Source organism: Methanohalophilus euhalobius, assembly GCF_900215215.1.
GTDB classification, from domain to species: domain Archaea; phylum Halobacteriota; class Methanosarcinia; order Methanosarcinales; family Methanosarcinaceae; genus Methanohalophilus; species Methanohalophilus euhalobius.
In genome coordinates, this window is the sequence record NZ_OBDR01000004.1 from 14699 (window position 1) to 41547 (window position 26849).

General features: G+C 42.1%; 28 protein-coding genes. 10 read left to right on the forward strand and 18 right to left on the reverse strand.

Features of this window, described 5'->3' with window-relative positions:
• Positions 1 to 10: 10 nt before the first annotated feature.
• The 5 genes from CP947_RS05170 to CP947_RS05190 form a co-directional block, all read right to left on the reverse strand.
• Positions 11 to 799, reverse strand: coding sequence for a uroporphyrinogen-III synthase (locus CP947_RS05170; protein WP_096712174.1), 789 nt, complete (start codon positions 797 to 799; stop codon positions 11 to 13).
• Position 800: 1 nt separating this feature from the next.
• The gene (cobA, locus tag CP947_RS05175; protein ID WP_096712175.1) at positions 801 to 1565 is read right to left on the reverse strand and encodes a uroporphyrinogen-III C-methyltransferase; all 765 of its coding nucleotides are present in this window, start codon (positions 1563 to 1565) and stop codon (positions 801 to 803) included.
• Positions 1566 to 1670: 105 nt separating this feature from the next.
• Positions 1671 to 2069 (reverse strand): DUF1699 family protein, encoded by a 399-nt coding sequence (locus tag CP947_RS05180; RefSeq protein WP_096712176.1) that lies wholly within the window; start codon positions 2067 to 2069, stop codon positions 1671 to 1673.
• An 89-nt stretch (positions 2070 to 2158) separates the two neighbouring features.
• The gene (gene hisD, locus CP947_RS05185; protein WP_096712177.1) at positions 2159 to 3442 is read right to left on the reverse strand and encodes a histidinol dehydrogenase; all 1284 of its coding nucleotides are present in this window, start codon (positions 3440 to 3442) and stop codon (positions 2159 to 2161) included.
• 43 nt (positions 3443 to 3485) lie between these two features.
• The gene (locus tag CP947_RS05190) at positions 3486 to 5675 is read right to left on the reverse strand and encodes an ATP-dependent DNA helicase (RefSeq protein ID WP_096712178.1); all 2190 of its coding nucleotides are present in this window, start codon (positions 5673 to 5675) and stop codon (positions 3486 to 3488) included.
• A gap of 217 nt (positions 5676 to 5892) precedes the next feature.
• On the opposite strand from CP947_RS05190, the gene CP947_RS05195 reads away from it, so the two are divergent.
• On the forward strand, positions 5893 to 6840 hold the full coding sequence (locus tag CP947_RS05195; protein WP_243641485.1) for a mechanosensitive ion channel family protein: 948 nt from the start codon (positions 5893 to 5895) through the stop codon (positions 6838 to 6840).
• Between the two features lie 15 nt (positions 6841 to 6855).
• On the opposite strand, the gene CP947_RS05200 is transcribed toward CP947_RS05195, so the two are convergent.
• Together CP947_RS05200 and CP947_RS05205 are read right to left on the reverse strand one after the other, a co-directional pair.
• The gene (locus CP947_RS05200) at positions 6856 to 8157 is read right to left on the reverse strand and encodes a TrpB-like pyridoxal phosphate-dependent enzyme (protein ID WP_096712180.1); all 1302 of its coding nucleotides are present in this window, start codon (positions 8155 to 8157) and stop codon (positions 6856 to 6858) included.
• 139 nt (positions 8158 to 8296) lie between these two features.
• The gene (locus CP947_RS05205) at positions 8297 to 8812 is read right to left on the reverse strand and encodes a hypothetical protein (protein WP_096712181.1); all 516 of its coding nucleotides are present in this window, start codon (positions 8810 to 8812) and stop codon (positions 8297 to 8299) included.
• A gap of 279 nt (positions 8813 to 9091) precedes the next feature.
• Here CP947_RS05205 and hmgA point away from each other — a divergent pair, with 279 nt between their 5' ends.
• Positions 9092 to 10336: a hydroxymethylglutaryl-CoA reductase (NADPH) gene (gene hmgA, locus CP947_RS05210; RefSeq protein ID WP_096712182.1), complete on the forward strand. Its 1245-nt coding sequence runs from the start codon at positions 9092 to 9094 to the stop codon at positions 10334 to 10336.
• Here the strand turns inward: hmgA and CP947_RS05215 are convergent, their stop codons facing one another.
• The 4 genes from CP947_RS05215 to CP947_RS05230 form a co-directional block, all read right to left on the reverse strand.
• Entirely contained in the window at positions 10337 to 12022 is a 1686-nt protein-coding gene (locus tag CP947_RS05215; RefSeq protein WP_096712183.1) for an ATP-dependent DNA ligase, read from the reverse strand. It lies immediately after the preceding gene.
• Between the two features lie 16 nt (positions 12023 to 12038).
• The gene (locus CP947_RS05220) at positions 12039 to 13037 is read right to left on the reverse strand and encodes a homoserine dehydrogenase (RefSeq protein ID WP_096712184.1); all 999 of its coding nucleotides are present in this window, start codon (positions 13035 to 13037) and stop codon (positions 12039 to 12041) included.
• Positions 13038 to 13049: 12 nt separating this feature from the next.
• Positions 13050 to 13556, reverse strand: a complete 507-nt coding sequence (locus tag CP947_RS05225; protein WP_096712185.1) for an amino acid-binding protein — start codon at positions 13554 to 13556, stop codon at positions 13050 to 13052.
• Between the two features lie 91 nt (positions 13557 to 13647).
• Positions 13648 to 14484 (reverse strand): helix-turn-helix transcriptional regulator, encoded by an 837-nt coding sequence (locus CP947_RS05230; RefSeq protein WP_132130894.1) that lies wholly within the window; start codon positions 14482 to 14484, stop codon positions 13648 to 13650.
• A 261-nt stretch (positions 14485 to 14745) separates the two neighbouring features.
• Between CP947_RS05230 and CP947_RS05235 the strand changes: the two genes are divergently transcribed.
• From CP947_RS05235 to CP947_RS10920, 3 genes are all read left to right on the forward strand, one after another.
• The gene (locus tag CP947_RS05235; protein ID WP_096712187.1) at positions 14746 to 16284 is read left to right on the forward strand and encodes a hypothetical protein; all 1539 of its coding nucleotides are present in this window, start codon (positions 14746 to 14748) and stop codon (positions 16282 to 16284) included.
• Positions 16285 to 16289: 5 nt separating this feature from the next.
• Positions 16290 to 16544, forward strand: coding sequence for a hypothetical protein (locus CP947_RS05240; protein ID WP_096712188.1), 255 nt, complete (start codon positions 16290 to 16292; stop codon positions 16542 to 16544).
• A gap of 79 nt (positions 16545 to 16623) precedes the next feature.
• A complete protein-coding gene (locus CP947_RS10920; protein WP_279387821.1) occupies positions 16624 to 16752 on the forward strand; it encodes a hypothetical protein in 129 nt (42 codons plus the stop codon).
• An 11-nt stretch (positions 16753 to 16763) separates the two neighbouring features.
• Here the strand turns inward: CP947_RS10920 and CP947_RS10385 are convergent, their stop codons facing one another.
• The 3 genes from CP947_RS10385 to CP947_RS05255 all read right to left on the reverse strand — a co-directional run bounded on the left by CP947_RS10385 (position 16764) and on the right by CP947_RS05255 (position 18539).
• Positions 16764 to 17084 (reverse strand): hypothetical protein, encoded by a 321-nt coding sequence (locus tag CP947_RS10385; RefSeq protein ID WP_132130893.1) that lies wholly within the window; start codon positions 17082 to 17084, stop codon positions 16764 to 16766.
• A gap of 244 nt (positions 17085 to 17328) precedes the next feature.
• Entirely contained in the window at positions 17329 to 17964 is a 636-nt protein-coding gene (locus CP947_RS05250; RefSeq protein WP_243641484.1) for a hypothetical protein, read from the reverse strand.
• A gap of 11 nt (positions 17965 to 17975) precedes the next feature.
• Entirely contained in the window at positions 17976 to 18539 is a 564-nt protein-coding gene (locus tag CP947_RS05255; RefSeq protein ID WP_096712190.1) for a matrixin family metalloprotease, read from the reverse strand.
• A 491-nt stretch (positions 18540 to 19030) separates the two neighbouring features.
• Here CP947_RS05255 and htpX point away from each other — a divergent pair, with 491 nt between their 5' ends.
• On the forward strand, positions 19031 to 19885 hold the full coding sequence (htpX, locus tag CP947_RS05260; RefSeq protein ID WP_096712191.1) for a zinc metalloprotease HtpX: 855 nt from the start codon (positions 19031 to 19033) through the stop codon (positions 19883 to 19885).
• Here the strand turns inward: htpX and CP947_RS11040 are convergent.
• A complete protein-coding gene (locus tag CP947_RS11040; RefSeq protein ID WP_096712192.1) occupies positions 19882 to 20091 on the reverse strand; it encodes a DUF488 family protein in 210 nt (69 codons plus the stop codon). The two genes, htpX and CP947_RS11040, sit on opposite strands and share 4 nt — an antisense overlap.
• Positions 20037 to 20324 carry a DUF488 domain-containing protein gene (locus tag CP947_RS05270; RefSeq protein WP_096712193.1) on the reverse strand — a complete coding sequence of 96 codons (288 nt, stop codon included), beginning with the start codon at positions 20322 to 20324 and terminating at the stop codon, positions 20037 to 20039. Before CP947_RS05270 ends, CP947_RS11040 begins: the two co-directional genes overlap by 55 nt.
• A 121-nt stretch (positions 20325 to 20445) precedes the next feature.
• Here CP947_RS05270 and CP947_RS05275 point away from each other — a divergent pair, with 121 nt between their 5' ends.
• Genes CP947_RS05275 through CP947_RS05285 form a run of 3 tightly spaced genes read left to right on the forward strand, consistent with a single transcriptional unit; the run spans position 20446 to position 23588 of the window.
• Positions 20446 to 21099, forward strand: coding sequence for a thymidylate synthase (locus CP947_RS05275; RefSeq protein ID WP_096712194.1), 654 nt, complete (start codon positions 20446 to 20448; stop codon positions 21097 to 21099).
• The gene (gene aroA, locus CP947_RS05280; RefSeq protein ID WP_096712195.1) at positions 21100 to 22383 is read left to right on the forward strand and encodes a 3-phosphoshikimate 1-carboxyvinyltransferase; all 1284 of its coding nucleotides are present in this window, start codon (positions 21100 to 21102) and stop codon (positions 22381 to 22383) included.
• Positions 22384 to 22391: 8 nt separating this feature from the next.
• On the forward strand, positions 22392 to 23588 hold the full coding sequence (locus tag CP947_RS05285; protein WP_096712280.1) for an NAD(P)/FAD-dependent oxidoreductase: 1197 nt from the start codon (positions 22392 to 22394) through the stop codon (positions 23586 to 23588).
• A gap of 2 nt (positions 23589 to 23590) precedes the next feature.
• On the opposite strand, the gene CP947_RS05290 is transcribed toward CP947_RS05285, so the two are convergent.
• Positions 23591 to 24094 carry an amino acid-binding protein gene (locus CP947_RS05290; RefSeq protein ID WP_096712196.1) on the reverse strand — a complete coding sequence of 168 codons (504 nt, stop codon included), beginning with the start codon at positions 24092 to 24094 and terminating at the stop codon, positions 23591 to 23593.
• 277 nt (positions 24095 to 24371) lie between these two features.
• On the opposite strand from CP947_RS05290, the gene CP947_RS05295 reads away from it, so the two are divergent.
• Positions 24372 to 25700, forward strand: coding sequence for a homocitrate synthase/isopropylmalate synthase family protein (locus CP947_RS05295; RefSeq protein WP_096712197.1), 1329 nt, complete (start codon positions 24372 to 24374; stop codon positions 25698 to 25700).
• Between the two features lie 33 nt (positions 25701 to 25733).
• Here CP947_RS05295 and CP947_RS05300 read toward each other — a convergent pair whose 3' ends face one another.
• Positions 25734 to 26750, reverse strand: a complete 1017-nt coding sequence (locus CP947_RS05300) for an isocitrate/isopropylmalate dehydrogenase family protein (RefSeq protein ID WP_096712198.1) — start codon at positions 26748 to 26750, stop codon at positions 25734 to 25736.
• Positions 26751 to 26849 lie beyond the last annotated feature (99 nt).

Below are 26849 nucleotides of genomic sequence, written 5' to 3' on the forward strand. Positions count from 1 at the left end.
TAAACCTTCTTCAGTCAAAGTATTCGTCTTTAATTGTCTTTAGCATTTCATCGAAGGTGTACTTGCAGGGCTTTATAGTTGTTTCCACGCCATATTCCCGAATGGTATTTGCTGTAGGAGTGCCAATTGCAGCCACGATAGACTTTTTCATTACTTCCTTTATGTCATCGGTTTTTCCCATCTCTTCTGCCAGGCTGAAAAAATTGCGTACCATCATGGAACTTGTGAAGGCAAAAATCGTAATATCCCCGGTTGCCGCCCTTTTGATAAGTTCTCTCTGCTTGTCTCCTTCGGGACGCATGAGTGTATATACCTGTGTTTCCAGAACTGATGCACCACACTTTTCGAGTCCTTCTATAAGCAGGATTGAGCCATAGGCACTGCGCGCGGTATCCACTATCTTTCCCTTAACATCAGGACAGAGATATTCGACCAGTCCTTCTGAGCTGTAGACACCTGGTATACCAAGAACTCCAATATCAAGCTCTTCCAGCCTCTTTTTTGTATTTGGGCCGATGGTTATTACTTTTGTCCTGTTAAGAGCATTGGCAAATTCATTCCTGTCATCTACCTTGTCCAGGGTATAGTCGATACCGTTGGCACTGGTAAATATCACATAGTCGCTTTTTCCAGAAAGGACATGCTCTGTGAATGTATCGAACATGTCATCTTTCATATCCGTCAGCTCGATCATTGGCGCCTCGAACACCTCATATCCCATGGATTGTGCCATCTCACGGGATTTTGCGAGGTAATTGCGAGGCCTCATTATTGCTATGGTATTATTTTTTTTATCCATATTATCCCCATAAGACCTTTTGCATACCCAGAATATCATGTACGGAAACCACATCACCCACAACTGTTATTGCAGGGGCCTTTACACCGGCCTTTTTTGCTTTTTCTGCTATGTTCTCAATATTTCCTGTGGTGATCCTCTGATCGGGTCGGGTTCCTTTTTCGATAATTGCTACCGGAGTTGATGGCTGTTTGCCGTATTTTTTCAGTGCGTTCATATTCTGCTCCAGCCTTTTTACTCCCATAAATATGACCAGGGTCCCCGGGAATTGTGCCAGGTTTTCCCAATCAAGACCGGTTTTTGTTTTGGTCGGGTCTTCATGGCCGGTAATAAATGTAACCATTGATGCATGGTCCCTGTGGGTTACAGGGATTCCGGCATAAGCAGGTGCTGCAATTGCAGAGGTGATACCGGGTACAACCTCAAAATCGATTCCTGCCTGTACAAGTTTTTCAGCCTCTTCGCCGCCCCTGCCGAACATATAGGGGTCCCCTCCCTTTAATCGAACGACACTTTTTCCTTCTTCTGCCTTTTTCACTATCAGATCGTTGATTTCTGTCTGGGTTAGTTTATGGTTGCCTGCATATTTTCCTGCATCTATTTTTTCTGCTGTTTCAGGCATGCTTTGCAGGATTGCTTCTCCTGGCAACTGGTCATAGACGATGACCTCTGCGTTGTCTATTAACTTTCTTGCTTTTATTGTGAGCAGTTCCGGATCTCCGGGGCCGGACCCAACAAGATATACTTTCCCGTATCCGCTATTCATGATATTAATCCTCTATTGACGTGTTTGAGGAACTAAGGATTTGATTGGTTAAAAAGGTTATATGTACCGGATAGAAGTTGGAGGAAGAAAAAGTGAAAAATATACTCATTGTTTATCGAGTATATATAATAAAATGTCCTTGTTGAGTTTTCCTTCTTTTTCTATCTTTCTGGCAATTTCTTCGTCTGACATGCCTTCCGATTTCAATTCCTTTATCCTTTCATTAACAGAAGGAGAGATACTGTAATATTCATTTATGTCTTTCCTGTGACCCCACACATCTCCTTCTATAAGTCTGATTCCTTCCATCTCAAGGAACATCTCAATGGATTTTGATACAGTTTTCCTGTAAGAAGAAGGTATCTGGATCACTTCCACATTCTTACATCTTTTAACGAGATCAAATATGTCCTTATTGGACGGACGGAAAGCCAGATGAATCACTCTTTCCCCTTCATCGAGTGTTTCAATTTCTTTCCTTTTGCTGACAACTCTGATTTTCATGATTCCACTCCTGATATTAAGCTCGATGTACAACTCAATAAATTATTATTAATTCTAACCTCTTAAATAATTATCGAGTGAGAGGATCATTAATTTTTCTTCAAACGCAACCTTACGGCATCAGCATGAGCGTACAGCCCTTCTTCTTCTGCAAGTGTGATTATTGTATCACTCAGGGATTGTAAACCTTTCCTGTCCAGCTGCTGTATTGTGGAATATTTCAGGAAATGATTGATGTTTAATCCCGAGTAGAGTCTTGTATATCCGGCTGTAGGGAGTACATGATTTGTTCCTGAAGCATAATCACCGGTTGAAACGGGAGCATATTTTCCCATAAAAATCGATCCGGCACTATCAATTCTGTCCAGGACTGCATCATCATCTGCTGTCACTATCTCAAGATGTTCGGGTCCGAAACGATTGGATAATCCAATACACTCATCAAGGGAATCGCCTATAAGGATGGCCGCATTTTGCAGGGCTTCTTTCACGATTTCTGACCTGGGTGTAGTATCTGCAAGTTCCCCTAAGCGTTGTTGTGTATTCGCTGCAATTTCCTCAGAGGTAGTGGCTAATACACAGATTGCATTGGGATCATGTTCGGCCTGTGCCAGCATGTCAGATGCGATAAAATCCGGATCTGCAGTTTCATCTGCAATTATCAGGATCTCACTGGGCCCTGCCGGGAAATCTATCTCTGCATGTGTGCGGATAAGCATCTTTGCCGCAGTCACAAATACATTTCCCGGTCCTACAATCTTATCTACGGGTTTAACACTTTCAGTTCCATAGGCAAGAGCTGCAACAGCCTGGACCCCGCCGAGTCTGTATATCCTGTCAGCACCAGCGACCTTTGCAGCTGCAAGTGTCAAAGGATTCACCTTACCATCGGGCCCGGGAGGAGTACACATGGCTACGTCCTTCACTCCTGCAACTTTGGCAGGGATTATTGTCATAAGGGCGGTTGAAGGGTATGATGCTCTTCCTCCTGGCACATATGCACCTACGGATCTTAAGGGTACTGTTTTCTGTCCGGCTTTAACTCCCGGGGAAATTTCTACAAACCATTTGTCCCGGGGTAATTGTGCTTCATGGAATTTCCTGATGTTGGATGCAGCTTTATCCAGATGTTTCAACAAAGACGGGTCTATTTTTGTCATTGCTTCATTAATTTCGTCTTCAGTTACTTCGATGGCACCAATTCGGGCTTTGTCAAATTTTTCAGTATAATGACGCAGGGCACTATCCCCCTCCTTTTTCACATCCTCAAGAATTGTTTCAACTGCATCCCTTACAGCCATCAGGTCTGATGCCCTTTCCATAAGATTATCCAATTCACCATTGGTGAGGTCTTTAATTTTTTTATAAAGCATGGGGTAAGTCTCCGTCTTTGTGTTTATGTATTAGATAGTTATCTCAGATAAAGTCCTGAAATGTTTTCTGTTGTTTCTTATTTTCCAATGTTTCCGGCTCTACATAACCATTGCTGTCAGTTTCCCTGCCCAGATATGCAAGAATTTTTTGGGCGATCTTTGGCCCGACTATCCCTGCAAGTTGCTTTTCATTTGCTGTTGCAAGTTTCTGACGGCTGCTATATCCTTTCTTGAAAAGTTTGCGTGCTCTTGCCCTGCCTACATCGGGGATTTCCACCAATTCCATTAGTTCACTGCCTGCACCATAATGTATCCTTTTTTCAAGTTTTGCACATTCGGTTTCAAGTTGTGGATTTATTCTGGATGCAATCCTTAAAGTGGCATGCATCAACCACTCGGCAATATCAGAGCTGGCATAAATGTCGCCTTCTGCGACCTGATAGTTCTCAACAATTTTTTCCAGGCTTTTCTCATTGATCCATTCCTGGAGCAACAAAGCGGTCTTGACCTCTGAAAGAAACCATTCATATTCTATCTGTTTGAATGGACTGGGCACTTCGATAAAATCTTCGGTATGATTCATCACATAATCATTTATTATTTCATAATCCCTGTTGCGCAAGTAAAGCAGGCGCATATCCGGTGTACTGCAAATCAGTTGTAACAAAGTAATATCTGTGACATGTGTGGTTTTTTCCAGTCCGCGGATGATTTTTGAAGCCGAAAGAGGATCAATATATAGAGAGGATATCATTTTTCCCAGTTCGGTTGCCCGGATGATCTCATTATCCTGTTCAAGCATTCCCTCATTTTTAAGGAATATCAGGCAGTCTTCCAGCAGTTCTTCGAAATTCCAGCTCTCTTGCTGGTGGGCAAAAAAAGTGGAACCCAAAAAGGTAAGCACCTCCTTGTGGCAATTTGCAAAACCGCTTGCAATAGTGGAAAGGATGTGGGTGCGCAGTGCATTCTCGGTACCCAGTTTGGACCAGATATCTTCTGCAGAAGCGTTGATATATCTCTCCAGCACATCGGTTAGTTCTTCATATGTTTTCACTATGACTACAGCCTCTCCATAGGGGTCCAGATGTGGCCTGCCTGCCCTGCCGGCCATCTGTTTGTAGTCAAGCACAGGAATGGGTTGCATTCCTGCATTGGGATCATAACGTTTGTAACTGCGGATGATCACACGTCGGGCAGGCAGGTTCAACCCGGCTGCCAGTGTTGGTGTGCTGCAGATCATCTTTATTAAATTGTTCCGGAAAGCATCTTCTACGATCCTGCGATGGGCAGAATTCAGTCCTGCATGATGAAAAGCAACCCCTTTTTTAATACAGTATGCAAGAGTTTCAGTAAGTTTGGTCTCCCCGTTTTCCAGAACCTCTTTTGCAACTTCTTCCAGTTCATTGCGATTTTGTCTGTCGAGAAGTTCTCCTGCAACAGGAGCACATTTCTTTGCAAATCCAACACAATTTCGCCGGCTGCTGTCAAATACAAGACATTGTCCTTCTTCGATAATAGTGTCCAGTACAAGATTTACAGTATCTTCCTTGTGGCGTCTTTCGATAAACTTCTGGCTTTCATTGAAATTGATGGCATCTCCGAAGAAAATTCCCTCATATAAGTCCGTGGGTCTCCACTCACTTAATACGAGTTTTGCTTCCAGCCACTGAGCAATTTCCATCGCATTACCAACTGTAGCTGAAAGAGCAACCACTTGTGCCTCAGGATTGAGTCTTTTGAGTTTTGCCAGGGTTACTTCCAGGGTGGGTCCTCTGTTTGCCGAGTCAAGCAGATGGACCTCATCAACGATCACAGTGGTGATGTCTTTCATCCAGGGTGTGGAATTACGCAAAAGGGAATCCGTTTTCTCGGAGGTAGCAACTATTATGTCATTGGAACCGAGCCATTCATCCCTTGAATCAAAATCTCCTGTAGATATGGCAGTTTTTATACCCAGACTTTCAAATCGTTTAAAATCCCTGAATTTTTCAGAAGCCAGTGCGCGCAGTGGTACAATGTAAAGGGCCTTGCCTCCCTTTTTGACAGCCTTTAACATCGCCATCTCTGCAAGTAAGGTCTTCCCTGATGCTGTGGGGATTGCTGCAAGTAGGTTTTCTCCTTGCAGAAGTCCTTTTTCTACAGCATCTGCCTGGGGCGGATAGAGTTCTTCTATACCGGCCTGAAGATATAGGTTAATGGCTTCTGAAGGCAGGTCCAGTTCTTCTATTTTCATAAAATTTCACATCTAAAGGCGAGTTTGGATATCCATTTTGCTGGTGAAAGTTACAAATACAATTAATGGCATTTATTATTAAGGGAATACAGGTTATTTTGCAAATAGGTATTCTGCTTCAAAGTAAAAGCATCGGTTTAATCCCGTTCTGGACATTTAATAGTAAAAACTAAATTATAAGCACTATTACTTATTGGGTGTTTTAGTAAGAGTAAATATGGTAGGTCCAATGGCAAACACAACAGATGTACTTTCCGACACTTCATGGCATTTCTGGAATTCCTGGCATGCACTGGATATTCTATACGTAATTATCATTATCGTACTTACGTTTGTTGCATCAAAATTAGTTGACAGGTTTATTAATCACCAATTTGAAATGGCCAGCCGTAGGATGGATGTAGATGAAACTGCTTATCGAATGATCAGGCATACATCCGTAGCTCTTGTTTATGTATTTGGCTTAGTTTTGATAATAATGCGTTTCCCTACACTGCAAAACCTTTCCTTTGCTATCTTTGCAGGTGCAGGGTTTTTGGGTATAGTCGTTGGTCTTGCTGCCCAGAGCACAATGTCAAATATTATTTCAGGTGTATCCCTTGCCATATTTCGTCCCTTTAGGGTAGGAGATCGCGTTAATATCAGGGATGATTACGGCAAGATTTCGGACATCACTTTGCGTCATACGGTCGTAAAAACCTGGGATAACCGCAGGCTTATCATACCAAATCATGTAATCAGTGATGAAGCAATCATAAACTGGACAATAGAGGACCCAACGGTATGCTGGCCGATTGATATCGGTATAAGCTATGATTCAGATATTGATCTTGCCCGTAAGATAATGGTCGAAGAAGGGCGCAAAAATAAAAATACGATGTCTTTCTCTGAACTTCGTAAATATGATAAAAAGTTCAGTGATGATGATGTCTCTGTCCTTCTAACAGGACTCGGAGACTTTTCAGTTAATCTAAAATTATTTGTGTGGTTGCGGGATAGAAGTTTTGCTTATGGTGCAGGATGTGAGATTAGGGAGGCTGTCAAGAAGCGTTTCGATAAAGAAGGAATCGAGATTCCGTTCCCATACAGGACACTGGTGTACAAAAAAGACCTGATTGCAGAAAAAAGTTACATCGGGCAAAAAGAAGGAAAAGAGGATTTTTAATATCCTCTTCTTTTTTTATTCGTTTCCAAGTTCCCCGTTGAAATACTTGTCGTATGAGATCATATCAAAATGACCATGGCCACTCAGATTGAACAGGATGGTCTTTTCTTCCCCTGTTTCCCTGCACTTCATTGCCTCATCGATAGCACATTTGATTGCATGGGATGATTCAGGAGCTGGGGCAAATCCTTCTGTTCGGGCAAAGGTCACGCCTGCTTTGAATACTTCGATCTGATGGTAATTTGTGGCTTCCATGAGGCCTTCATTGACAAGCTGACTGATTATTGGTGAACAACCGTGATAGCGCAGTCCACCGGCATGGATTGCAGGCGGGATGAAATCGTATCCCAGAGTATGCATTTTCAACAATGGTGTCATCTTTGCCATATCTCCATAGTCATATCTGAATTCCCCTGCGCTTAAGGTAGGACATGCGGATGGTTCTACACCGATTACTCTCAGATCATTGCCATCCATTTTATCCTTGATGAATGGAAGTCCGATTCCTGCAAGGTTACTACCGCCACCACAGCAGCCGATAACGACATCCGGGTAATCCTCGGCCATTTTCATCTGTTCCTGGGTTTCCAGTCCTATTATTGTCTGGTGATGCATAACATGGTTAAGTACACTACCCAATGCATATTTGGTATTATCATTGAGAGCAGCATCTTCTACAGCTTCACTGATGGCTATACCCAGACTTCCGCTTGTATCAGGGAAATCTTCCTGGATCTTTCTGCCGAACTGGGTCTCATTGCTCGGGGATGGAATTACATTTGCTCCCCAGAGGTTGATGAGGGATTTTCTGTAAGGTTTCTGGTAGAAACTGGATTGTACCATGTACACTTTACATTCAATATCAAAATAGTTACATGCAAGGGAAAGAGCACTTCCCCACTGTCCTGCTCCGGTTTCAGTAGTAATCCTTTCGGTTCCCTCTTTCATGTTGTAGTAAGCCTGGGCAATTGAGGTGTTAGGTTTGTGGCTGCCAGCAGGGCTCACACCTTCGTGCTTGTAGTAGATCTTTGCAGGTGTGCCGAGTTCCTTTTCAAGTCTTGAGGCACGGTAAAGGGGAGATGGTCTCCAGAGCTTATAGATATCTTTTATTTCATCGGGGATGTCTATGTAACGCTTATCAGACATTTCCTGTTTGATAAGTTCCCTGGCAAAAAGAGGTTCAAGTTCCTCCGGTTTGATTGGTTCATTTGTTGCAGGGTTCAATGGAGGCTCAAGGGGAGTGGGCATGTCAGGTAAAATATTATACCATTTCTTTGGCATATCATTTTCATCGAGTATATATTTTGTATATTCCATGATAAGTCCCTCATATTTAATGTACACTTTAGTACTATTTTGTACGGACAGTTGTTTATTTAAGACTATCGGATAATCATACCAGAAAAGGTTGCAAAAGAAAAGATATATTCATGAATTTTTAGGGTTTGCAACCCAACTACACTCTTTCTTCTGGTGAGAGGGATAAATAAAAATCGATTATTTCAAGATCATTATAGTGTTTGCTATGCAACACCTCAAAAAAACGGTCAAGTTTCTGGATAGTTTCCTTATGCATGGGCTTTAAAGATAGGAATTCTTTTGATTCTTTTTCCAAACCCACTTTAGCAAGCTTGTCTGCCAGTACTTTCACTGTTTCTCGATCCTGTTTCAAAAATTGTTGCCTTATGTAATCTATGTCATCCCTGGAATCATCAATTCCCTCTTTGTTTTCCCTGAATTCTTTTGCAGTAATATCATCATAAAGACGCATATATCTTTGATGCAACTTTGCACTTTTTTCCATGTACCAGTACCAGAAGCCATTGTCCATATCAGGATTACTTTCCCTTGTACCATGGCTACTTCTTTCCTTTGCCTTTTTGACCAGCCATTCCCTTCTCCATTTATTGAATTCTGAATCGGGGTTCTGGCTGGCCTCGGGGGCTTTGTTTGGACTATCCCCACTCTTCATTAGCTCATACCACCACGTCTGCTATAAAGATAGAGAAGCACAACAGATAGCCTATACTATCGCTATTAATGTAAGCTCTCTTGTTGTACCACCTGCTATACCACTAGCAAGTTCAAATTATATTTATTCTTATTTAACGTTATTCGCATCGTCTTGTATAGTAATCATCAGTATGAGGGAGTATGTTTTAAGATTTTATTTTCTAAAGATTATTATGCGTGAAATACTTGTAACAATATGTGCTAATTATACATATTCAAAAACTCATTAGTGATCACAATGAATACAGAAAATCAACTTTCTATGGAAGAAAAGGAATTATTGAGCCAACTGGTAAGTGGCAGCCTTTCAATGCATCGTCTGGATAAACATGTCGAAAAGGACAGGGCTGTGCTCCTTCGCAGAATGGCTCTGGAAAGAATTAGAGATGTACAATTGGAACATATTGGTAGTTTCAGTATAAATGAAAATGAAGCAAGTAAGCGCAATATTGAAAATATGATTGGAGCGGTGCAGGTTCCTCTGGGAATTGCAGGTCCTGTTAAAATAGGTGGGGAATTTGCGCAAGGGGAGTATTATCTTCCTCTTGCCACTACAGAAGGAGCTCTGGTTGCCAGTGTGAATCGTGGTTGTTCAGCGATTTCTGTTTCAGGTGGCACTGTAGTGAGGGTCTTCAATGAAGTGATGACCAGGGCGCCTGTGTTCAGGATGAATGATATTAATCATGCAAAAGAATTTGTTGACTGGATAAAAGACGGGGACGTTTTTGGCCAACTTCAAAATAAAGTTTCTGAAACGACACGTTTTGGTAAACTTACCGGTGTTGAACCATATGTACTGGGTAACAATGTTTACCTGCGTTTTGAATTTGACACCAAGGATGCTATGGGAATGAATATGGTAACTATTGCTACCCAGGCGATTGTGGACCTGATCAGTAACGAGTTCGGTGTTTATCCGATATCCCTTTCTGGAAACATGTGCTCCGATAAAAAACCCGCAGCTATCAATAACATCAAGGGCCGGGGTAAAACTGTGGTTGTTGAGGCTGAATTGCCTGCTGAAGTTGTAGAAAAGAAATTAAAGACCACTCCGCAAGCAATGGAAGAGGTGAATTACAGGAAAAATCTTCTGGGTTCAGCCCGTGCGCAGTCCCTGGGATTCAATGCCCATGCGGCCAATATAATCGCTGCCATGTATATTGCCTGTGGCCAGGACCCTGCTCATGTTGTTGAGGGTAGCAGTGCGATAACTACAATGGATGTTACAAAATATGGCTCCCTTTATTGTACTGTGACCCTGCCGGCATTACAGCTGGGTACTGTAGGAGGAGGCACTATAATAGGTACGCAGGCAGAATGCCTGGCTTTGCTGGGAGTTGCCGGTGGAAGTGATGTGCCTGGTGCCAATTCAAAAAAACTGGCTGAAATAATAGCATCAGCGGTACTTGCAGGAGAAATCTCTCTTGTAGGTGCACAAGCAGCCGGTCATCTGGCACGCGCCCATGCTGAACTGGGAAGATAATCAGGATCTCTGGGAGTGGTATATCTCCCCGATCCTTTCCAGGCTCTCTGCTTCTTCAGGAGATTTATCATCCCTCACATTAACAAGCCTGGGAAAACGCAGGGCATATCCGGATTCATAATTGGGACTCTTTTGTATCTCTTCAAAAGCAATCTCAAAGACAATTTCCGGTTTTAATTCTATTTTTCGGCCGGCTTCATAAACAATCAAGTCAGAAAAAAGAGTGGTGAGTTCTGCCAGTTTATCGTCTGTAATTCCGGTGGCAACCTTCCCAATGGCAGGGAATTTCCCGGTGTCCGGATCATAACATCCAAGTGCATAGGAACCAATGAGATTTGCCCGTCGTCCATATCCCCATTCGGCACCGATAACTACAAGGTCCAGGGTTTCCATGAGTGGCTTTTTCTTGAGCCAGTTCTTGCCTCTTTTACCGGGAGAATAAGGTGCATCGGGCTTTTTTATCATTATTCCTTCATGGCCTGCCCTGAGGGCATCTGCATAAATTTCCTGTATCTCTTCCTCATTATCGGTAATAACCTGTCTGTCCACGAGTATCCTGTCATTGCTCTGGACATTCTGGAACAATAACTCTCTTCTTTTCCTGAGTGGGTTATCAATCAGGCTTTCCCCGTTAAAGTAGAGTATGTCAAAGAGGTTTAGTTTGAGGGGGATTGCTTTGGCAATTGCTTCAACATCATATTTTCTTCTGAACCGCTTAAGTATGTCCTGGAATGCGCGAGGTTTACCATCTTCTCCGATTGCCACGGCTTCTCCTTCCAGAATAGCCGTGTCTGCATTCACATTTTCCTGAACTGCTTCTACTACATCGGGCAGGGAGGATGTTACATTTTCAAGTCTGCGGGAGAATATGTGTATGTTATCTCCTTTTTTATGTATCTGCACTCTTGCCCCATCAAACTTCCATTCCACAGCAACTTCTCCGAGGTCATTCAGGGCTGACCGGATACTGGGTGTTACCTGTGCCAGCATCATTTTGACAGGCCGATTCAGCTGAATGTCAAGTTTCTGTACTTCTTCATTGCCACCATTGCAGGCCGCAACGGCTACAAGCCCCAGGTCGTTTGTCAGCATGAATGCCCGCTCGACTGCAGCCACATCAGTATCAAAGGCTTTGGATATCGCATCTCTGACAATTCCTTCTCCCACACCGATACGCAGTTGCTCGATAGCAAGCCGGGCCAGGTAACGTGCCTCTATCGGGGTTGCCGAATTGAAAAGATATTGTAGATTTTTTATTTTGGTACTCTGAGAACGTTTTCCTGTAGCATCTGCAATATGGGTGAACCTCTCATAAACTTCTTTGATTTCCATGCCGGGTTTTTCTTCAGTAAATGCTGAGAATGTGGACTGTCCTGCAGGATTGGATGACAGGGCCTGTACTGCTGTTTCCCCTATGTCCCCGGTTTTACGGATGATATTTTCGATTTCTTCCTCTGAAACCCCTGATGATTTTGAGAGGGCGGTATATAGGAGTCTGTTCCCGACACCCATTTGCCTATCACTCCAGGCAGGGAAAACCGAACCCATTACAAAGTGGGTCACGACAGGAAGTTCTTCAATTGTAACCTCTTTCAGGAGTTTTGCAATCACATCGGTCATTTCCAGTGAACCGGGGATTTGTTCGATACTTGCACATGTTTTTGCAAAATATTCAAAAGAGGTCACTTATGAACACCTATTCTCAATCTTCTCTGTAAATTGATATAAGGTCGCTCAGGATTGCACTCGCAGTTTCGATAGAACCTGCACCCCTGCCAGTTGAGGTAACTGTGCCTGCAAGATCGGTCTGCACCGATACAACATTGAGGGTTCCTCCAACGGCAAGTGGATGACTTTCCGGAACAAGACGTGGTGAGGTTTGGATAAATCCATCCTTGACTTCTCCTATTTGCTTGATAACATATCCTTCGGATTGTGCAAGGGAGAGAGCTTCAGGAGTAATTTTGGTGATACCTTTTACATCCACATCATGGTATGTTGCTTTCATTCCGAATACATAGTTTGCAAGAATTACAAGTTTACAGGCAGCATCGATTCCTTCCACATCATATGTTGGATCAGTTTCAGCAATGCCGAGCTCCTGGGATTCTGCAAGCATCTGTTCATATGATGCGTGCTCCTCCATCATCCTTGTTAAGATGTAATTGCAGGTTCCATTCAGGATTCCTTCAATACTGATAATTGAGTTGCCTGCTATACTATCACGTATCAGGTTTATTGCCGGCATGGCACCACCGACAGTTGCCTCAAACCTGAATTTAGCATTGTTTTTTTGGGCAGCTTCTGCAAGTTCCCCATATTTGAGGGCCAGGGGACCTTTGTTGGATGTTACCACATCCATTCCCTTTTCAAAAGCTGTCAACATGTTGTCAAGCCCGACTCCTCCGGTTTCAATGTCTGTAGGGGTGGTTTCAATGACAACTTCATGATCTACATTTCTGATAACTTTCAGGCCGCTTAATGTTTCGGGTCCTACCCGGCCAATTTCCTTTTTACTCTTGAGAATCTTTTCAAGATCAAGGCCTTTTTCATCGATAGCAGCACTTCTGGAATCAGCCACAGCAACAACTTTCAGGTCAAAACCCTTTTTTTGGATCTCCTCTTTTTTCTGGAGTAATACCTGAGCTACTCCCTGTCCTACAGAACCAAAACCGATTATTGATGCACGAATAATTTTCATATGTATAACTCCTCAGGAAAATTCTGCCCTTATGGGCTCAACAACAAGCAGGTCTTTTTTCTCTGCAATATTTTTTAGTATGCTGATTGCTTCATGCAGTTCCTTTATCCCTACAGCACATATCTTCAGGGAAGCAGATGAAGCGGTATTTATATGGGGCATGGAAAGAGAAATGTCCACAACTTCTGCATACCCGGTCCTGTCAATGCTGTCGATAGTGTCCTGAATATCGGTATGGACAATATGACCTATCAAGATGACTGCTCCTTCCTCGATCAATCTTTTTTCATCTACTTTGCTGATTCCTATGCCATTTTTTTTAAGTTTTTTTATAATTGCATCGAGATTATCAGGTTCGGCTTCAAAAACGAGCTGTACTGGAATGGTGCCTCTAGGTGTCCTTTCTTCATGGTGATGGACTATTGATTTCAGGTTCCCGCGTAATTCTGATATGGGTGTCAGAGCGCAAAGGAGCTGACCAGGCGTGTCTTTCAGTTCTATATCCATTGAAACTCTCATAGGTAACCTCCTTTTGGTATAATTCGGATTATCTGTTTTGCATTCCTAACGGGTAATAAACAATTATAGGTTTTGGTGGGCGGGATCATTTTCATCCTTTTAATACCAGTATATTTCCCCTTCCTTTTTTGAACTTGTCAATATATCCCCTTCTCTGGAGGTCTGCTACCATCAGGCTTGCCTTAGCCTCGGAACAATTAAGTCTCTGTCTGAGGTCTTTCTGGGTTATTCTTCCTCCGGCTTTCTGTAATATTGTCAGGATTTCCTTCAGGTCCGCAGGCAGTTCCTCTTCTTTTTTATCCTCGTCTTCTGGCCTTGCAGTATGAGACTTTCCACCCGTTTGCTCCAATTCCTGTATCTGTTCAATTTCGGATATGCCTGAACTGCTGGTAACAGAATTTTTGCCATTTTCTTCTTTTTTGTGCCGATAAAAATAGATGGCAACAATAAGGAGTGGGATTATGAGTATTAAGAGATAGTAGGAATTGCTCTTATCATCAGATGTTTGTTCAACGATTTTTGTACCTTCCTCTACAGAGGCTGTCAGGTTGCTTAACTCAGTATCGTTGAGGTCTTCAATATCTTCTTCATATACCGGATAAAGCAGGATGTCGATTACGTAATCTCCTTGCTTTTTGATTGTAATTTCTTCTTCCGAGTAAGCTGTGAGAGTACCGTTTTCATACCCTCTGGCGATTATAAGGTATGAACCTGGCTCCAGTGTGAATGCATATATCCCATTACTTGCCACTACAGTTTGTGCAGGAGTTGTGTTTATTTCGAGGATGACATCTTCCTGTGGTTCTAAAGTGTACCAATTATATAGTGAGCCATGGACTGTTGCAGTATCTTCGGCGGCTGTACAGTTAGCAAACATCAGGGTGCACAGAAGAACAATTGTGGCGATTCGAAGTTGTTTGTTACTCACAGTCCTAGTTTAATACAGTATTGCATATATGTTTATTGAAAATATGATTCTTCCTTTTTGGTATTTTTTTGTCTTTTAATCTGCTTATTTGGGTTTAATTAACTTTTAAATTAGTTTAAAACCTTGTTTGTAAAAATTAAACGATTATAAAGTTTTAAAACGCTTTATTTTTCTTTAAAGTTGCCTGTTGAAAAAGTATATTTATATCCTCATCTGCCCAATATGCGATTGATAACGATGCTAAATACAAGGAGGATTGGAATGGATTTCAGAAAGATATTGACTTTTGTTCTGGTCATTGTAATGTGTGCAAGTATGTTTACAGCCGTTGCAGTTGCAAAGCCAGATAATAGAATGAATGCAGACCGGGGCAACATGAGCCCTAACAATACTTCTGTCCCTGATGATGTACCGGGAAGGAATGTGGAAATGAATACGGCCCAGGGCAATATGAACCCTGGCAATACTCCAAACCCTGAAGTTTCTGCTCGCGACAAGGTGCCGGGACAGAGGGAGCGGATGAAGAATAATTATGAGAATTCCAGGAAAAAGCTTCTGACTGTAAAGGAGAGGGTCCAACAGGGGCAACTCTCCGCTAATTCCGAAGACGTATTCAATGTATCCAGTGAGTATCTAAATGACACGATCAATTACATGGTCAGCCGCCTGTCCGATACAAAGGAAGATTTCGAGGCTGAAGGTGTACCAGAGGATTCCATCGAAAGAATCGATGAATACATCGGCCAGCTTGAAGATCAGCAGGAAAAACTCGAAGATGCCAATGACCGGAAAGAGCTTTCAGAGATTGCACGGGATGTGCGTAAGATCTGGCATGACGTTTCAATGGACCTATACAAATTCAGGTCTCTCAACGTCCTGAATGGTGTTGGAAATTATATTGATAAAGCCGATTCCATTTCTGAGCGTCTCGAGTCCGAAATAGAGCGTCTCAATGAAAGTGGGGTGAATACAACAGAAGTCGAACTAATGCTTGAGCGCTATAACACACTGATAGAAAATGCATCAGAATACCGTGAACTGGCCCTGGATGAAGAACAAGGCAGCAGTGAATCACTTGCCTACATGCAACAGGCTGTGAATGCTACACGCCAGGCCAACGATGTACTCCATGACATCCTGGAATTCCTGAAGGATCACAGGCAGGGATTTGCTAATCTTTCAGAAGATACAGATGTCAGTGCACAAGGAAATGGTACAGCTGTGTTGTCTGGTAATTTCGATATAACCCTCTCGGCAACAGATGCAAAACTTGTTGTGAAGGATCTGGCAGGTGATGCAACCATCGAGATGGATGGGGAATATGAACGGATAACTCCAGAAGGATCCATGGGTAGGGGTACTCCTGCAGCAGTCTATCTTAACTTCACAGGAGATGCTCATATCAATGGCAGCCGTCTTACTATGATGGTTTCAGGGGAGAATCTCTCCATTAATGCCACGGGTACTGGAAGCACGGTGTTCTCCGGGGAAGGTACCTACACCACGGATTCTGAAACCATGGAATGGGCAGGAACCTATTCTACAGAGAATGAAGATTTCGATGATGAGGAAGAAATCGAGATTGAAGTAGAAATAAAGGGCGAACAATCGGAAGTAAAAATAAAATTCAATGAAACCGAGGATGAGTTTACTCTCAATACCACCGATATGAATGAAATAATAGCTGAAATCGGTAACAGAACCTCATTGACAAATGATCAAATCAAGCAGTATATGGAGATCGATGAGGATGAGGGCTCAATGAACAGTACAATGAATAACGAGTCGGTGGAGGAATGAATAGCATGAAAAGGTCCGTTTCTTTGTTGATAGCTTTAATCATGTTTTCATCCCTGATGGTTTCGGGTTGTACAGACCAGAGTGATTCGGAAGTGGTAAATGAAACTGTATCCGAAGATGTTGCCGAAGACATACTTGCACAGGAAGGTGCAGCTCTTACCGATGAAGAAATATCATCATTGGAGGATGACTTGGCAGAACTTGAATCGATGCTTGAAGGTGTCGATAATGAGTCCAATATTACTGTAGAGGATATCTGAATATCCTCTTCCTTTTTAAGGGTCATGTATTAATAGAATGATTTATATAATGAAATACGATTAATATCAGGAGATGGTTATGAAAAACACTAAAATGTATGGAGAGGAAGATGCACAATACAATCCAGGTGCTGTACTCCTCATCTTTGCTCTTGTGATCATGTTCCTGTCAGCCCTGTTTTTGGTAGGTATTGTTGGTGTGACCTAAATTAACACTTTTCATCTAATTCTTCTGGACAAGTAAACAACCAAAAAGATAGCAACCAGTGACCTGAAGACTCCAATAAATGGAGATTCTTTAGTAAGTTTATTCATAACTTCATCTTTTTCAGATAGGGGATGTTTACCATTTTCCATAAAAGTGACTTTGAATTCATTCTCGCTGACACTTATATCTTTGAGCATCAGGATGACTTGTTCGCTCTGATTAAATCTTGTGGCACCTTCGATTTCAAATGAAGTACCCACTTCAGTTCTTACAATTATTTCATCCCGGGGCAACCGGTTCATCAACCATTCATTTACTTCTATAGTTACCAATGTATAGTTCTCAAACATTTCAATATTGCTTACATTTCCTACTATGATTCTGTCTGAATGTTCGATTTGGTATGAAATTTCAGCAACTTCTGGTGGCCACTCCGTTGCTAGAGCATTTGATGGGATGAGCAGTAATGCTAAAAGAATAAATATACTTAAACGCTTCAAAAAGTTCTTCATTTAGATCATTCCATTTTTATATTATATCCTCTTGCAAAGTAAAAAGTGATGCTGATATACAGCATCATTTAGATTCTTCTGCAACAAAATGTTCTTCAGCATTCTCAAGAGGAAGGAGGAGTTCTTCAAATGCAACTACTTCATCTGGTCTAATTGCTTTACCATCATCTGTCAGCGTGTATTTGCCTTGCATTGAACCAAGAACAAAGTAATGTTTTGGACCCATATTTTTGGTATATTCCCAATTGTCTTCAACTAAGTACAAAAATACTTTTTCATTTAAAGAGAACGATGGTTCGGAGTCGAGTACAAATGAATCTTTTCCAACTGTTCCGCTAAATATCCTAACAACCACTTCTTTCTTATTTAATGGGTTTTTGTGATATTCATCCACAGCCACGACTACATCAGTATAGATCATATCATGCCATTTTAGATCATGGACAGATTTAGAAGATCGCTTGCCATCTATGGTGTTCCATTTACTGGGCAATATTTCTGTAACTGTGCCTGTAAGAATTACATCAGATTCATTTTTCAGATATTCATGACTCACTGATTCAAGTTCTGCATGAGATTCAATGGTTATGCCCACATTTTCGTTAGTGCTAAAGTCGTTTGCTAAAGCCATCCCTACTAATGCAATTGACAAAATTCCCAAAATGAATAAACCACCTTTTAATGTATTATTTGTTGACATATTCTGTCACCTCATTCTGGTCCATACATTGCTCTTATTCCACATTCATCATCAGAATGGAGGGATCTTTTCCAAGTTGTTCCAGTATATCCATATTGCCACATTGTTGCATCGCTGTAAGTTGAGTGGGCTAAACCAAGCGCATGGCCAAATTCATGTGTTGCAGTGCTTTGAACATCCATCTTACCAGGTAGACAGATAGAATATGTTGACCACGATTTAGCAGTATTTAACGTGATAATAGTCTTAATTATAGAGTCACCAGAATAGGTTGTTGAACACAAACCATTCCATGTTTCTTGTGGGAGATATTGACATTGGAATTTATTATCACTACTAGAGTCATAGTAATAATAAAAATCAGATGGTGCATCGTTCCATTCATCCATAGCAGAATTCAAAGCATTGTGCCAAGTTGTTGATACCGATGAATCAATTTTAAAACCAGCTTTTTCATCTTGCCACCAATAAGATTTCAGGCTATATGCAGATGCAGATCCGATTGTAGATAACAATACTAAACATATGACAATGCCACACGCTAATATTCTTTTGCTATTTGTTTCAATTTTCATAGTTTACCTCATTATACAAATTGTACCAAAGGCAAAGCTATGTTTATATAATGTGAAATTAGACATAACTATGCCTTCGGGCCAATGTGGAGTTCTGTTTGGTAACGCGCATTCAAACTCCACATTGTAAAATACTATAATGTGATAGTATATATAGTTGAGGGTTACAAGTATTAGCTTTTTTATTAACAAAAATAACAGAAATGATTGTATAAAAAATTGTGTATGCTTGATGACACTGTTCAGTTAAAAGCATCTTTCCCATTGATATGGCGTATATGAATTTAAATTTTGATGATTTCTGATATAATTATGATAAGCGATAAACATATCCATCCAGTTATTTATATGTTGAACGAATCCCTCTATTTATTTCTTAACTGAACAGTGCAACCCAACTTGTCCGAAATATTTTTATAGAATTACAAATCATATTAGTTTATTAATATGAGCTTATTTTGACATAATCCGAAGTATGCTCGAGGTATATCATGAAGAACATGCTTAAAACTACAGTATTACTTGCAACACTCACGGGTCTGCTGGTAATGGTTGGTTCATACTGGGGTACAGGGGGAATGCTGGTTGCTTTTGCCTTTGCTATCCTCATGAATTTCGGTACCTACTGGTATAGTGACAAGATTGTGCTTAAAATGTACAAGGCAAAGGAAGTTACAGAAGCACAAGCTCCACAGCTGTACCGGATAGTGCATAATCTTGCTTATAATGCCGGTCTTCCAATGCCGCGGGTTTATATTGTGGAGACGTCCATGCCCAATGCTTTTGCTACAGGCAGGAATCCTGAGCATGCTGCTGTGGCAGTGACTACAGGTATTATGGATATCCTGAATTCAGAGGAGATCGAAGGTGTTCTGGCTCACGAACTTGCTCATGTCAGGAACAGGGATACACTGATCAGTGCAATAGCCGCAACAATTGCAGGTGTAATCACCATGGTTGCTACATGGGCCCAGTGGGCAGCAATATTTGGAGGACTCGGCGGACGTGACGGTGAAGGCAATAATATCATAGGCTTCCTGGCTCTTGTCATAGTTGCTCCCCTTGCAGCTACGATTATACGCCTTGCAATTTCCCGGTCCCGCGAATTTGCAGCAGATTCAGACGGGGCCCGTATTTCCAAAAACCCCCAGGCTCTTGCAAGTGCTCTTTCTAAACTTGAGAAGGGTGCAACCAATTACAAGCAAAATCCAAAGGATGTGAAAGCATCTGAAAGTACGGCTCATATGTTTATCGTAAATCCGATAAGGAAAAGTACGCTTGCTAACCTTTTCCGCACGCATCCCACAACAGAAGAGCGTATTAAACGCCTGGAAAATATGTATTAAAAGGGGAGGGATGCCTGCCCGGGGTCGGTCAGGTGTATCACCTTTATCCCCTCTTTTTCAAGTTTTTCTGCAATATGTCTGCGATGACAGTTGCGTGGATTCTTTTCTGCACACATAAGAGCGATCTTTGTATCGTTGTCTGCCTTCCTGTTTATCTGGTATAATAGATCGCAAACTCCTTCCTGAAACCTGCACTTTCCATATATTCTATATAAGAACGCTTACCCATCCCTCCAAGCAAAGGATAGTGATAATAGGCAATTTCATTCTCTGGAAGTTTCACTTCCAGGTTTTCGGCATTGTATTCCGGACGCTGTGATTGCGGATAACTACGTACATCCACAACTATTTTTATGGAGTTGTCCTGTAACCTATTCAGGAATTCATTAAAAATGCTATTTCCATAACCAATAGTATAGCATATCTGCCCGTCTTCCATAAACACCCTATTTGATACCCGATTTCATTAGGATTTCGATGGGTTGTTCTATATGGGCCTATTCAGGTAAAGATTATATATTCATGAAATTCTATTCCCTTGCAGCTTGAGAGGATTTGACATGGTTCACAATACGCCTATAGGAAGAATAATTAAGGCCGATACAATTAGCGATGCATGGTATCGCGGACTCAATATAATATGGAATCACGGGGAAAATGGAACTGATGAAAGGGGTAGCAGAATCAAGGAATTCATGAATATGATGGTTGTTATCGATGATCCTTATTCCAATGAGATACCTGCTGATATTTCCTGGAATCAGGAACGTCTGGACGAATATGCAAAACAGCTAATTACGGGAGAAAATCCCCAGGACTTCGAATATACTTATGGGCAGCGATTACGCAACTGGGATGAGCGAGTGGATCAGATTTCCTATGTAATTGACAAACTTAAATCCAGTAAAACTACCCGCAGGGCAACTGCTGTAACATGGATTCCCTACATCGATACTGAAGTTGATGAAGTGCCATGTATGATCCTCGATGATTTTAAAGTCCGGAACAACCGGGTTCATCTGACCACTCTTTTTCGCAGTCATGATTTTGCAGGAGCATATCCTGCAAATCTTTATGGTCTTTCACAGCTTCTAAAATATGTGGCACAGAATGCCGGTTATGAAACAGGTACTATTACAACTATCAGTGTATCTGCACATATCTATGAACATGACTGGGATCGTATTGAAAAGATTGTTACAGGAGTGTGCTAAATGAGGGTAAAAATCAGTCGTACCAGTGTGGAGGGTGAAGTTTTTGCACCTCCGTCAAAAAGTTACACGCACAGGGCAATCACTATAGGTTCCCTTTCTGAGAAGTGTGTTGTTCGCAGGCCACTTATTTCGGAAGACACAAAGGCTACGATCCGTGCATGTAGAATGCTTGGTGCACAGATTAATGAGGAAAAAGGGGACCTCTTTATTGAGGGAGTTAAGGGCAAACCTCACATTCCTGAAGATGTGATTGATGTGGGTAATTCGGGTACAACATTGCGTTTCATGACTGCTGTGGCATCCCTTGTGAACGGTGTATCGATTCTAACGGGTGACAATTCCCTGCGCACCAGGCCAAATGGTCCCCTTATTGAAGTTTTGCATGACCTGGGTGCGGAAGTAATATCCACTCAGAATAATGGTTGTGCTCCCCTTGTAGTAAAAGGGGGATTGAAGGGAGCAATAGCCAAGATAGATGGGTCCATCAGTTCCCAATTCATCTCCGCACTGTTGATAGCATGTCCGCTCACAAGCCGGAGTACCACTCTTTCCATAAAGGGTGAGCTTCGTTCAAAACCCTATGTCAATTTAACTCTCGAAATAATGCGTAAGGCCGGAGCTGAAATATTTGAAGATAATAACCATAACATCAAATTCATAATTCCTCCCAATCAGGATTACGATTTAAGGGATTATCTGGTTCCAGGAGACTTTTCTTCTGCATCATATTTACTGGCCGCTGCCGCAATGACCGGTTCCAGAGTAGTTGTGAAGAACATGTTCCCTTCCCAACAGGGAGATATGGCTATAATTGAGATACTCAAGCAAATGGGTGCGGGAGTATCCTGGGATAAAGAAAACGGTGTGGTAACGGTTAATGGCCGTGACCTTAAAGGTGTACGGGTGGATGCTGCAGCAACGCCGGACCTTGTGCCAACCATAGCCGTCCTGGGTGCTGTCGCTGAAGGACAAACCGTGATAGAGAACGCTGAACATGTCAGATATAAGGAAACCGACAGGTTACATGCCATGGCTGTGGAACTCAAGAAGATGGGTGTTTCTGTGAAGGAAGATCGGGACCAACTGACAATAAAAGGGGGTAAGCCCAAAGGAGGTGACCTGCATGGGTGGCATGACCATCGTATCGTAATGGCACTTACGATTGCCGGTATGGTTGCGGGTGATACAACCGTGGACACAGCAGAGTCGATATTCATCTCCTATCCCAATTTCTTTGATGATGTCAGGTCTCTGGGTGCTGATGTTATTGTGGATAAACAGTGATTGTGATCATGAGTTATGATGTCGCCGTGGTGGGAGCCGGCCCCGTGGGTTCGGTTGCCGCAAGATATGCTGCCCTACAGGGGGCAAAGGTTGCTCTTTTTGAGGAACATGCAACTGTCGGAAGTCCGGTCCAGTGTGCAGGCCTTTTGAGTGTGCGGGCTATGGATGAGTGTGGTATAAGTCCCAATGACTCTTCGGTTATTAACAGTGTCAGGGGTGCTTTTGTGCATTCTCCGGAGGGGACCTGTCTTCCTGTAAATGGCGGGCAAACCCGTGCCTTTGTAGTCTCACGCAAGATATTTGACAGGAAACTGGCATCCCTGGCAACTTCTGAAGGTGTGGATATTTTCCTGAACTCAAAGGTTGTTGCAATAGATAATAATTCAGGTTTTAAAAGATTGCATATACAAAGAGCAGGTAAACCTGAAGTTATCGAAGCCTCTGTGGTTATTGGTGCAGATGGTGTACGTCATGGTGTGGCTTCCATGGTGGGCCTGCCGGCTCCTTCACGTATTATGTCCGGTATCCAGTTTGAAGTTCAAATGCAAACAATTCGCCAGGATTTTGTGGAACTTTTCTTAGGTACCTGTGCGCCTGGTTTTTTTGCATGGGAAATTCCATTGTCTGACGGTATTGCAAGATTTGGACTTGCAACCGATAATTTGGCCAGTCAGGATTCTCTGTCATATCTCTGTGAACTTAGAGACAAACTTTCCAAAAAAGGGCGTGTAGTAGATGGTATGCTGGATTTTGTAGTGGGAGGCATTCCTATAGGTGTTGCAGCCAGGACTTTTTCTGACGGTGTATTGATCTGCGGTGATGCAGCAGGTCAGGTAAAACCAACATCAGGGGGTGGTGTTTATACAGGAGCTGTCTGCGCAAAGATAGCAGGTGAAGTTGCTGCAAAGGCAGCATTTGAAAATGATACTTCCCAATCCCGGCTGGAAGAATATGAAATTCGCTGGAAGCAGTCTCTGGGAAAGGAACTAAATATGGGTCTCAAAGCTCACGACTTTGTAGGTAGTTTGTCAGACGAACAACTCAATGAATTATTTTCATCCCTGGCAGAACCGAATGTGCTTTCATTAATTGAAAAGTATGGGGACATGGACCATCCTTCCATATTATTGCGTAAATTCCTGAACCCATTAAATTCCAGGCACCTAAAAGGTTTTTTTGTAGCTTTTTTGAAAACCCTGCTGTGAATTCAGTATATACTGACTCCTTTTACACTTTTTATGTTAAGGATTTCATTTACGGTATCCCCTGATATCTTTGAATCAGTGATAATAGTCATTTTAGCCTTGTCGGTAAAATACGGATCATCTGAAACTGCCTGTCTTATACTGATACCATGAGCGGCAATCACGCCAGATACTTCTGAAAGAATACCTACTGTTGCCGCATCTTCAGGTGTAATAATTATTACTCCAAGTCCCAATGCAGGAGCCACATCCCTTAAAAAGGGAATTGAGCGCACATTCTGGAATATGTTTCGAAGGGTTTCATCTTCAAGTATTGTGTCGGTAGTTGCATCTACGACCCGACGGTCCACACCTGCCTCTTTTGCGAGTTGGGTGTGTGCAATATCGATCTTGCCGGAGGTCACTTTCCCATCCTTACTTACCTGAAAACCTCTTTCGAATAAAATTTTCAGTACCTTTTGTTGGGCAGGATGTTTTTCAAACTTTTCAAGTAACATTTTCCACATGCAAGTCACTATTCATTCAAATTATAAATAGAATTAAGTTCTTTTGTAGTTTGTAATCTCTTGGAATGTTTAGCTGGTTACTTCTTATTTTGTTTTTGTATGTAGGAAGAAAGACATTTTAAGGATAAAATCTATCATAATACAATCTGATTCAATCGGTTAAATGTGCTTTTTACGAATAAAAAATCCATTTTAAGGGTTATATACAAATATTTTACAATGTATAATTATTAAGATACGGTATAAGTTATCATATTTGTGTGGAAGGAGGTATTTTGTGAAGGTATACAAAGATTATGGAGATCTGCCAAAAATCAAGCTTCCGCTTGATCAGGAGGTTTGTATCAGTGATAGTACCATCCGGGATGGAGCCCAAATGCCGGGGATAGTCCTAAAAAGTGGCCACAAGGTTCGAATTTATGACTATCTGCACGAGATCGGTATTGAAAAACTGGAAACTTTCGTTTATAATGAAAGAGATCGCAAAGCCATCGACCTCATGCTTGACAGGGGTTATGAATTCCCTGAGGTGACCGGCTGGGCACGTGCAAAAACAGAAGACATAGATAAGGTACTGCAGATTGGCGGTCTCAATGAAACCGGTATATTGATGTCTGTCTCAGATGTCCATATTCTGGAAAAGATGGGATTGCCCAGCAGAGAAGCTGCCGAGGACAGGTACCTTGAAGCCCTTCAGTATGCAGTAGATCATGGCCTTGCTACCCGTGCTCATGTGGAAGACATGACCCGTGCTGATAATTATGGTTTTGTCTATCCAATGATTGAGAAGATAATGGAAATTGACCCGGAATGTACCATAAGGGTGTGCGACACTATCGGCTATGGGATTCCTTTTGATGGAGTGGACGAACCCTATGGTATTCCCTCAATTACCAAATATCTCAAAGATGAGATTGGTGTTAAAAACATCGAAAGCCACTGTCATGATGATTTTGGTTTCGCTTTTGCAAATTCTATGGCATCTTACTGGTATGGTGCCAACTGGTCCAATGTAACCTTTATGGGTATAGGTGAGAGGGCGGGAAATGCTGAAATGGAAAAATTGCTTTTGTTCCTGGGCCAGCGGGTGGAAGGTTTTGATAAATATAATCTTGATGTCATAACTGAATTCTCTGAATTCATGCAAAAAGAAATCGGCATACGTGTACCTCGTAATAAAGCCGTGGTTGGTAAGAATGTATTCTCTCACGAGTCAGGTATACATGCTGCCGGTGCTATTAAGAATCCTTTCACATACGAACCATATCCCCCGGAGGTTGTGGGTGGAGAACGTATATTCCTTGTAGGTGATTCTTCAGGTACCGAGGTCTTAAGGTATAAGATTCAGGAAACCCTGAGGGAATTGCTTGATGTACAAATCACTGTGGAGAAAAAAGATCCCAGGCTTAAATCCATACAGAAGGATATCCAGGCACTCTATGACAATGAAAAGCGTGTATCCTGTATCTCTGATGAGGAAATCCAGGGTTATGTCGAGAAATACTTCCTGTTTGAGCCAGTTGTAGAAAAGAACATGAGCCGGGAAAGTGCCTATTCTGGTGAATATGTACCAGATCCCCTTTCAAGAAAGAAGAAGGATGTATAAGGTAATTATTAACCTTATACATATTTACTGTTTTTATTCAATTTTGCTGACAATAGCATCTGTCATTTCACTGAGTCTTGCACTGCCGCCCATATCGTAAGTTACATACTTACCTTCGGAAATGACTTCTTCGGTTGCTTTGAAAATAGCATTTGCATTGTCTTTTTCTCCGAGATAGTCAAGCATCCAGGCACCGGCAAGAATTGTTGCAACAGGATTTACTTTATCTTCTCCTGCATATTTTGGTGCTGAGCCATGTGCAGGTTCGAACATTGCATAATTGTCCCCGATGTTTGCGGAATATACCAGGCCAATACTTCCGATAAGAGCGGAGCATTCCTCACTGATAACATCCATGAATAGGTTTGTGGAAAGCAATACTTTCTTGTTGAAAAGCTGCGGGTTCTTGATAAGTTGCTGAGCAATATTGTCGATGTGGTATTCCCAGATGTCAATATCGGGATATTCTTTTCCTATTTTCTCGACTTCTTCCAGGAAAGTTCCACATGTCTGTTTGAGAATGTTGCTCTTGTGGATTGGAACGACCGTATCATACCCACGTTTCTTTGCTTCTTCAAAGGCATACCTTGCAATGTTACGACAGGCCGGACGGGTGGTCTTACGCAGTGCGATATACACATCATCCGTCAGTTTTACTTCTTCACCTATGTACATTCCTTCCGTTCCTTCACGTACGCATATAAAATCAACATCACCAAGGGGTGTGTTTGTGTTGGGGAATGTTTTTGTAGGTCGGACATTTGCGTAAAGATTGTATTTCTGTCTGATTGATACTGCGACACTTTTTGGAGAACCCGCACCTCCGGGGGTGGTGGTTGGTCCTTTGAAACCGGCATCGGAGCTTTCCAGTATTTCCCATGTCTCATCGGGAATAAGGGTATTTCCTCCGTTTTCCTCCCACCAGGCGGCACCGGCTTCACAGGGTACAAACTCCACAGCCGTACCTGCTGCCTGTGCTACTTTTAGCATGGCATCGACAAGTTCCGGCCCTACTCCGTCTCCTTTAATAACTGCTGCAGTTTTACTCATTTTAATCACTTCTATAATTACTTATGTTTATAAGGCTAGATGTGCCCCTGTAATGCCTCCATCATATATATGCTATCTGCCCAGTTGACCGTAATAATA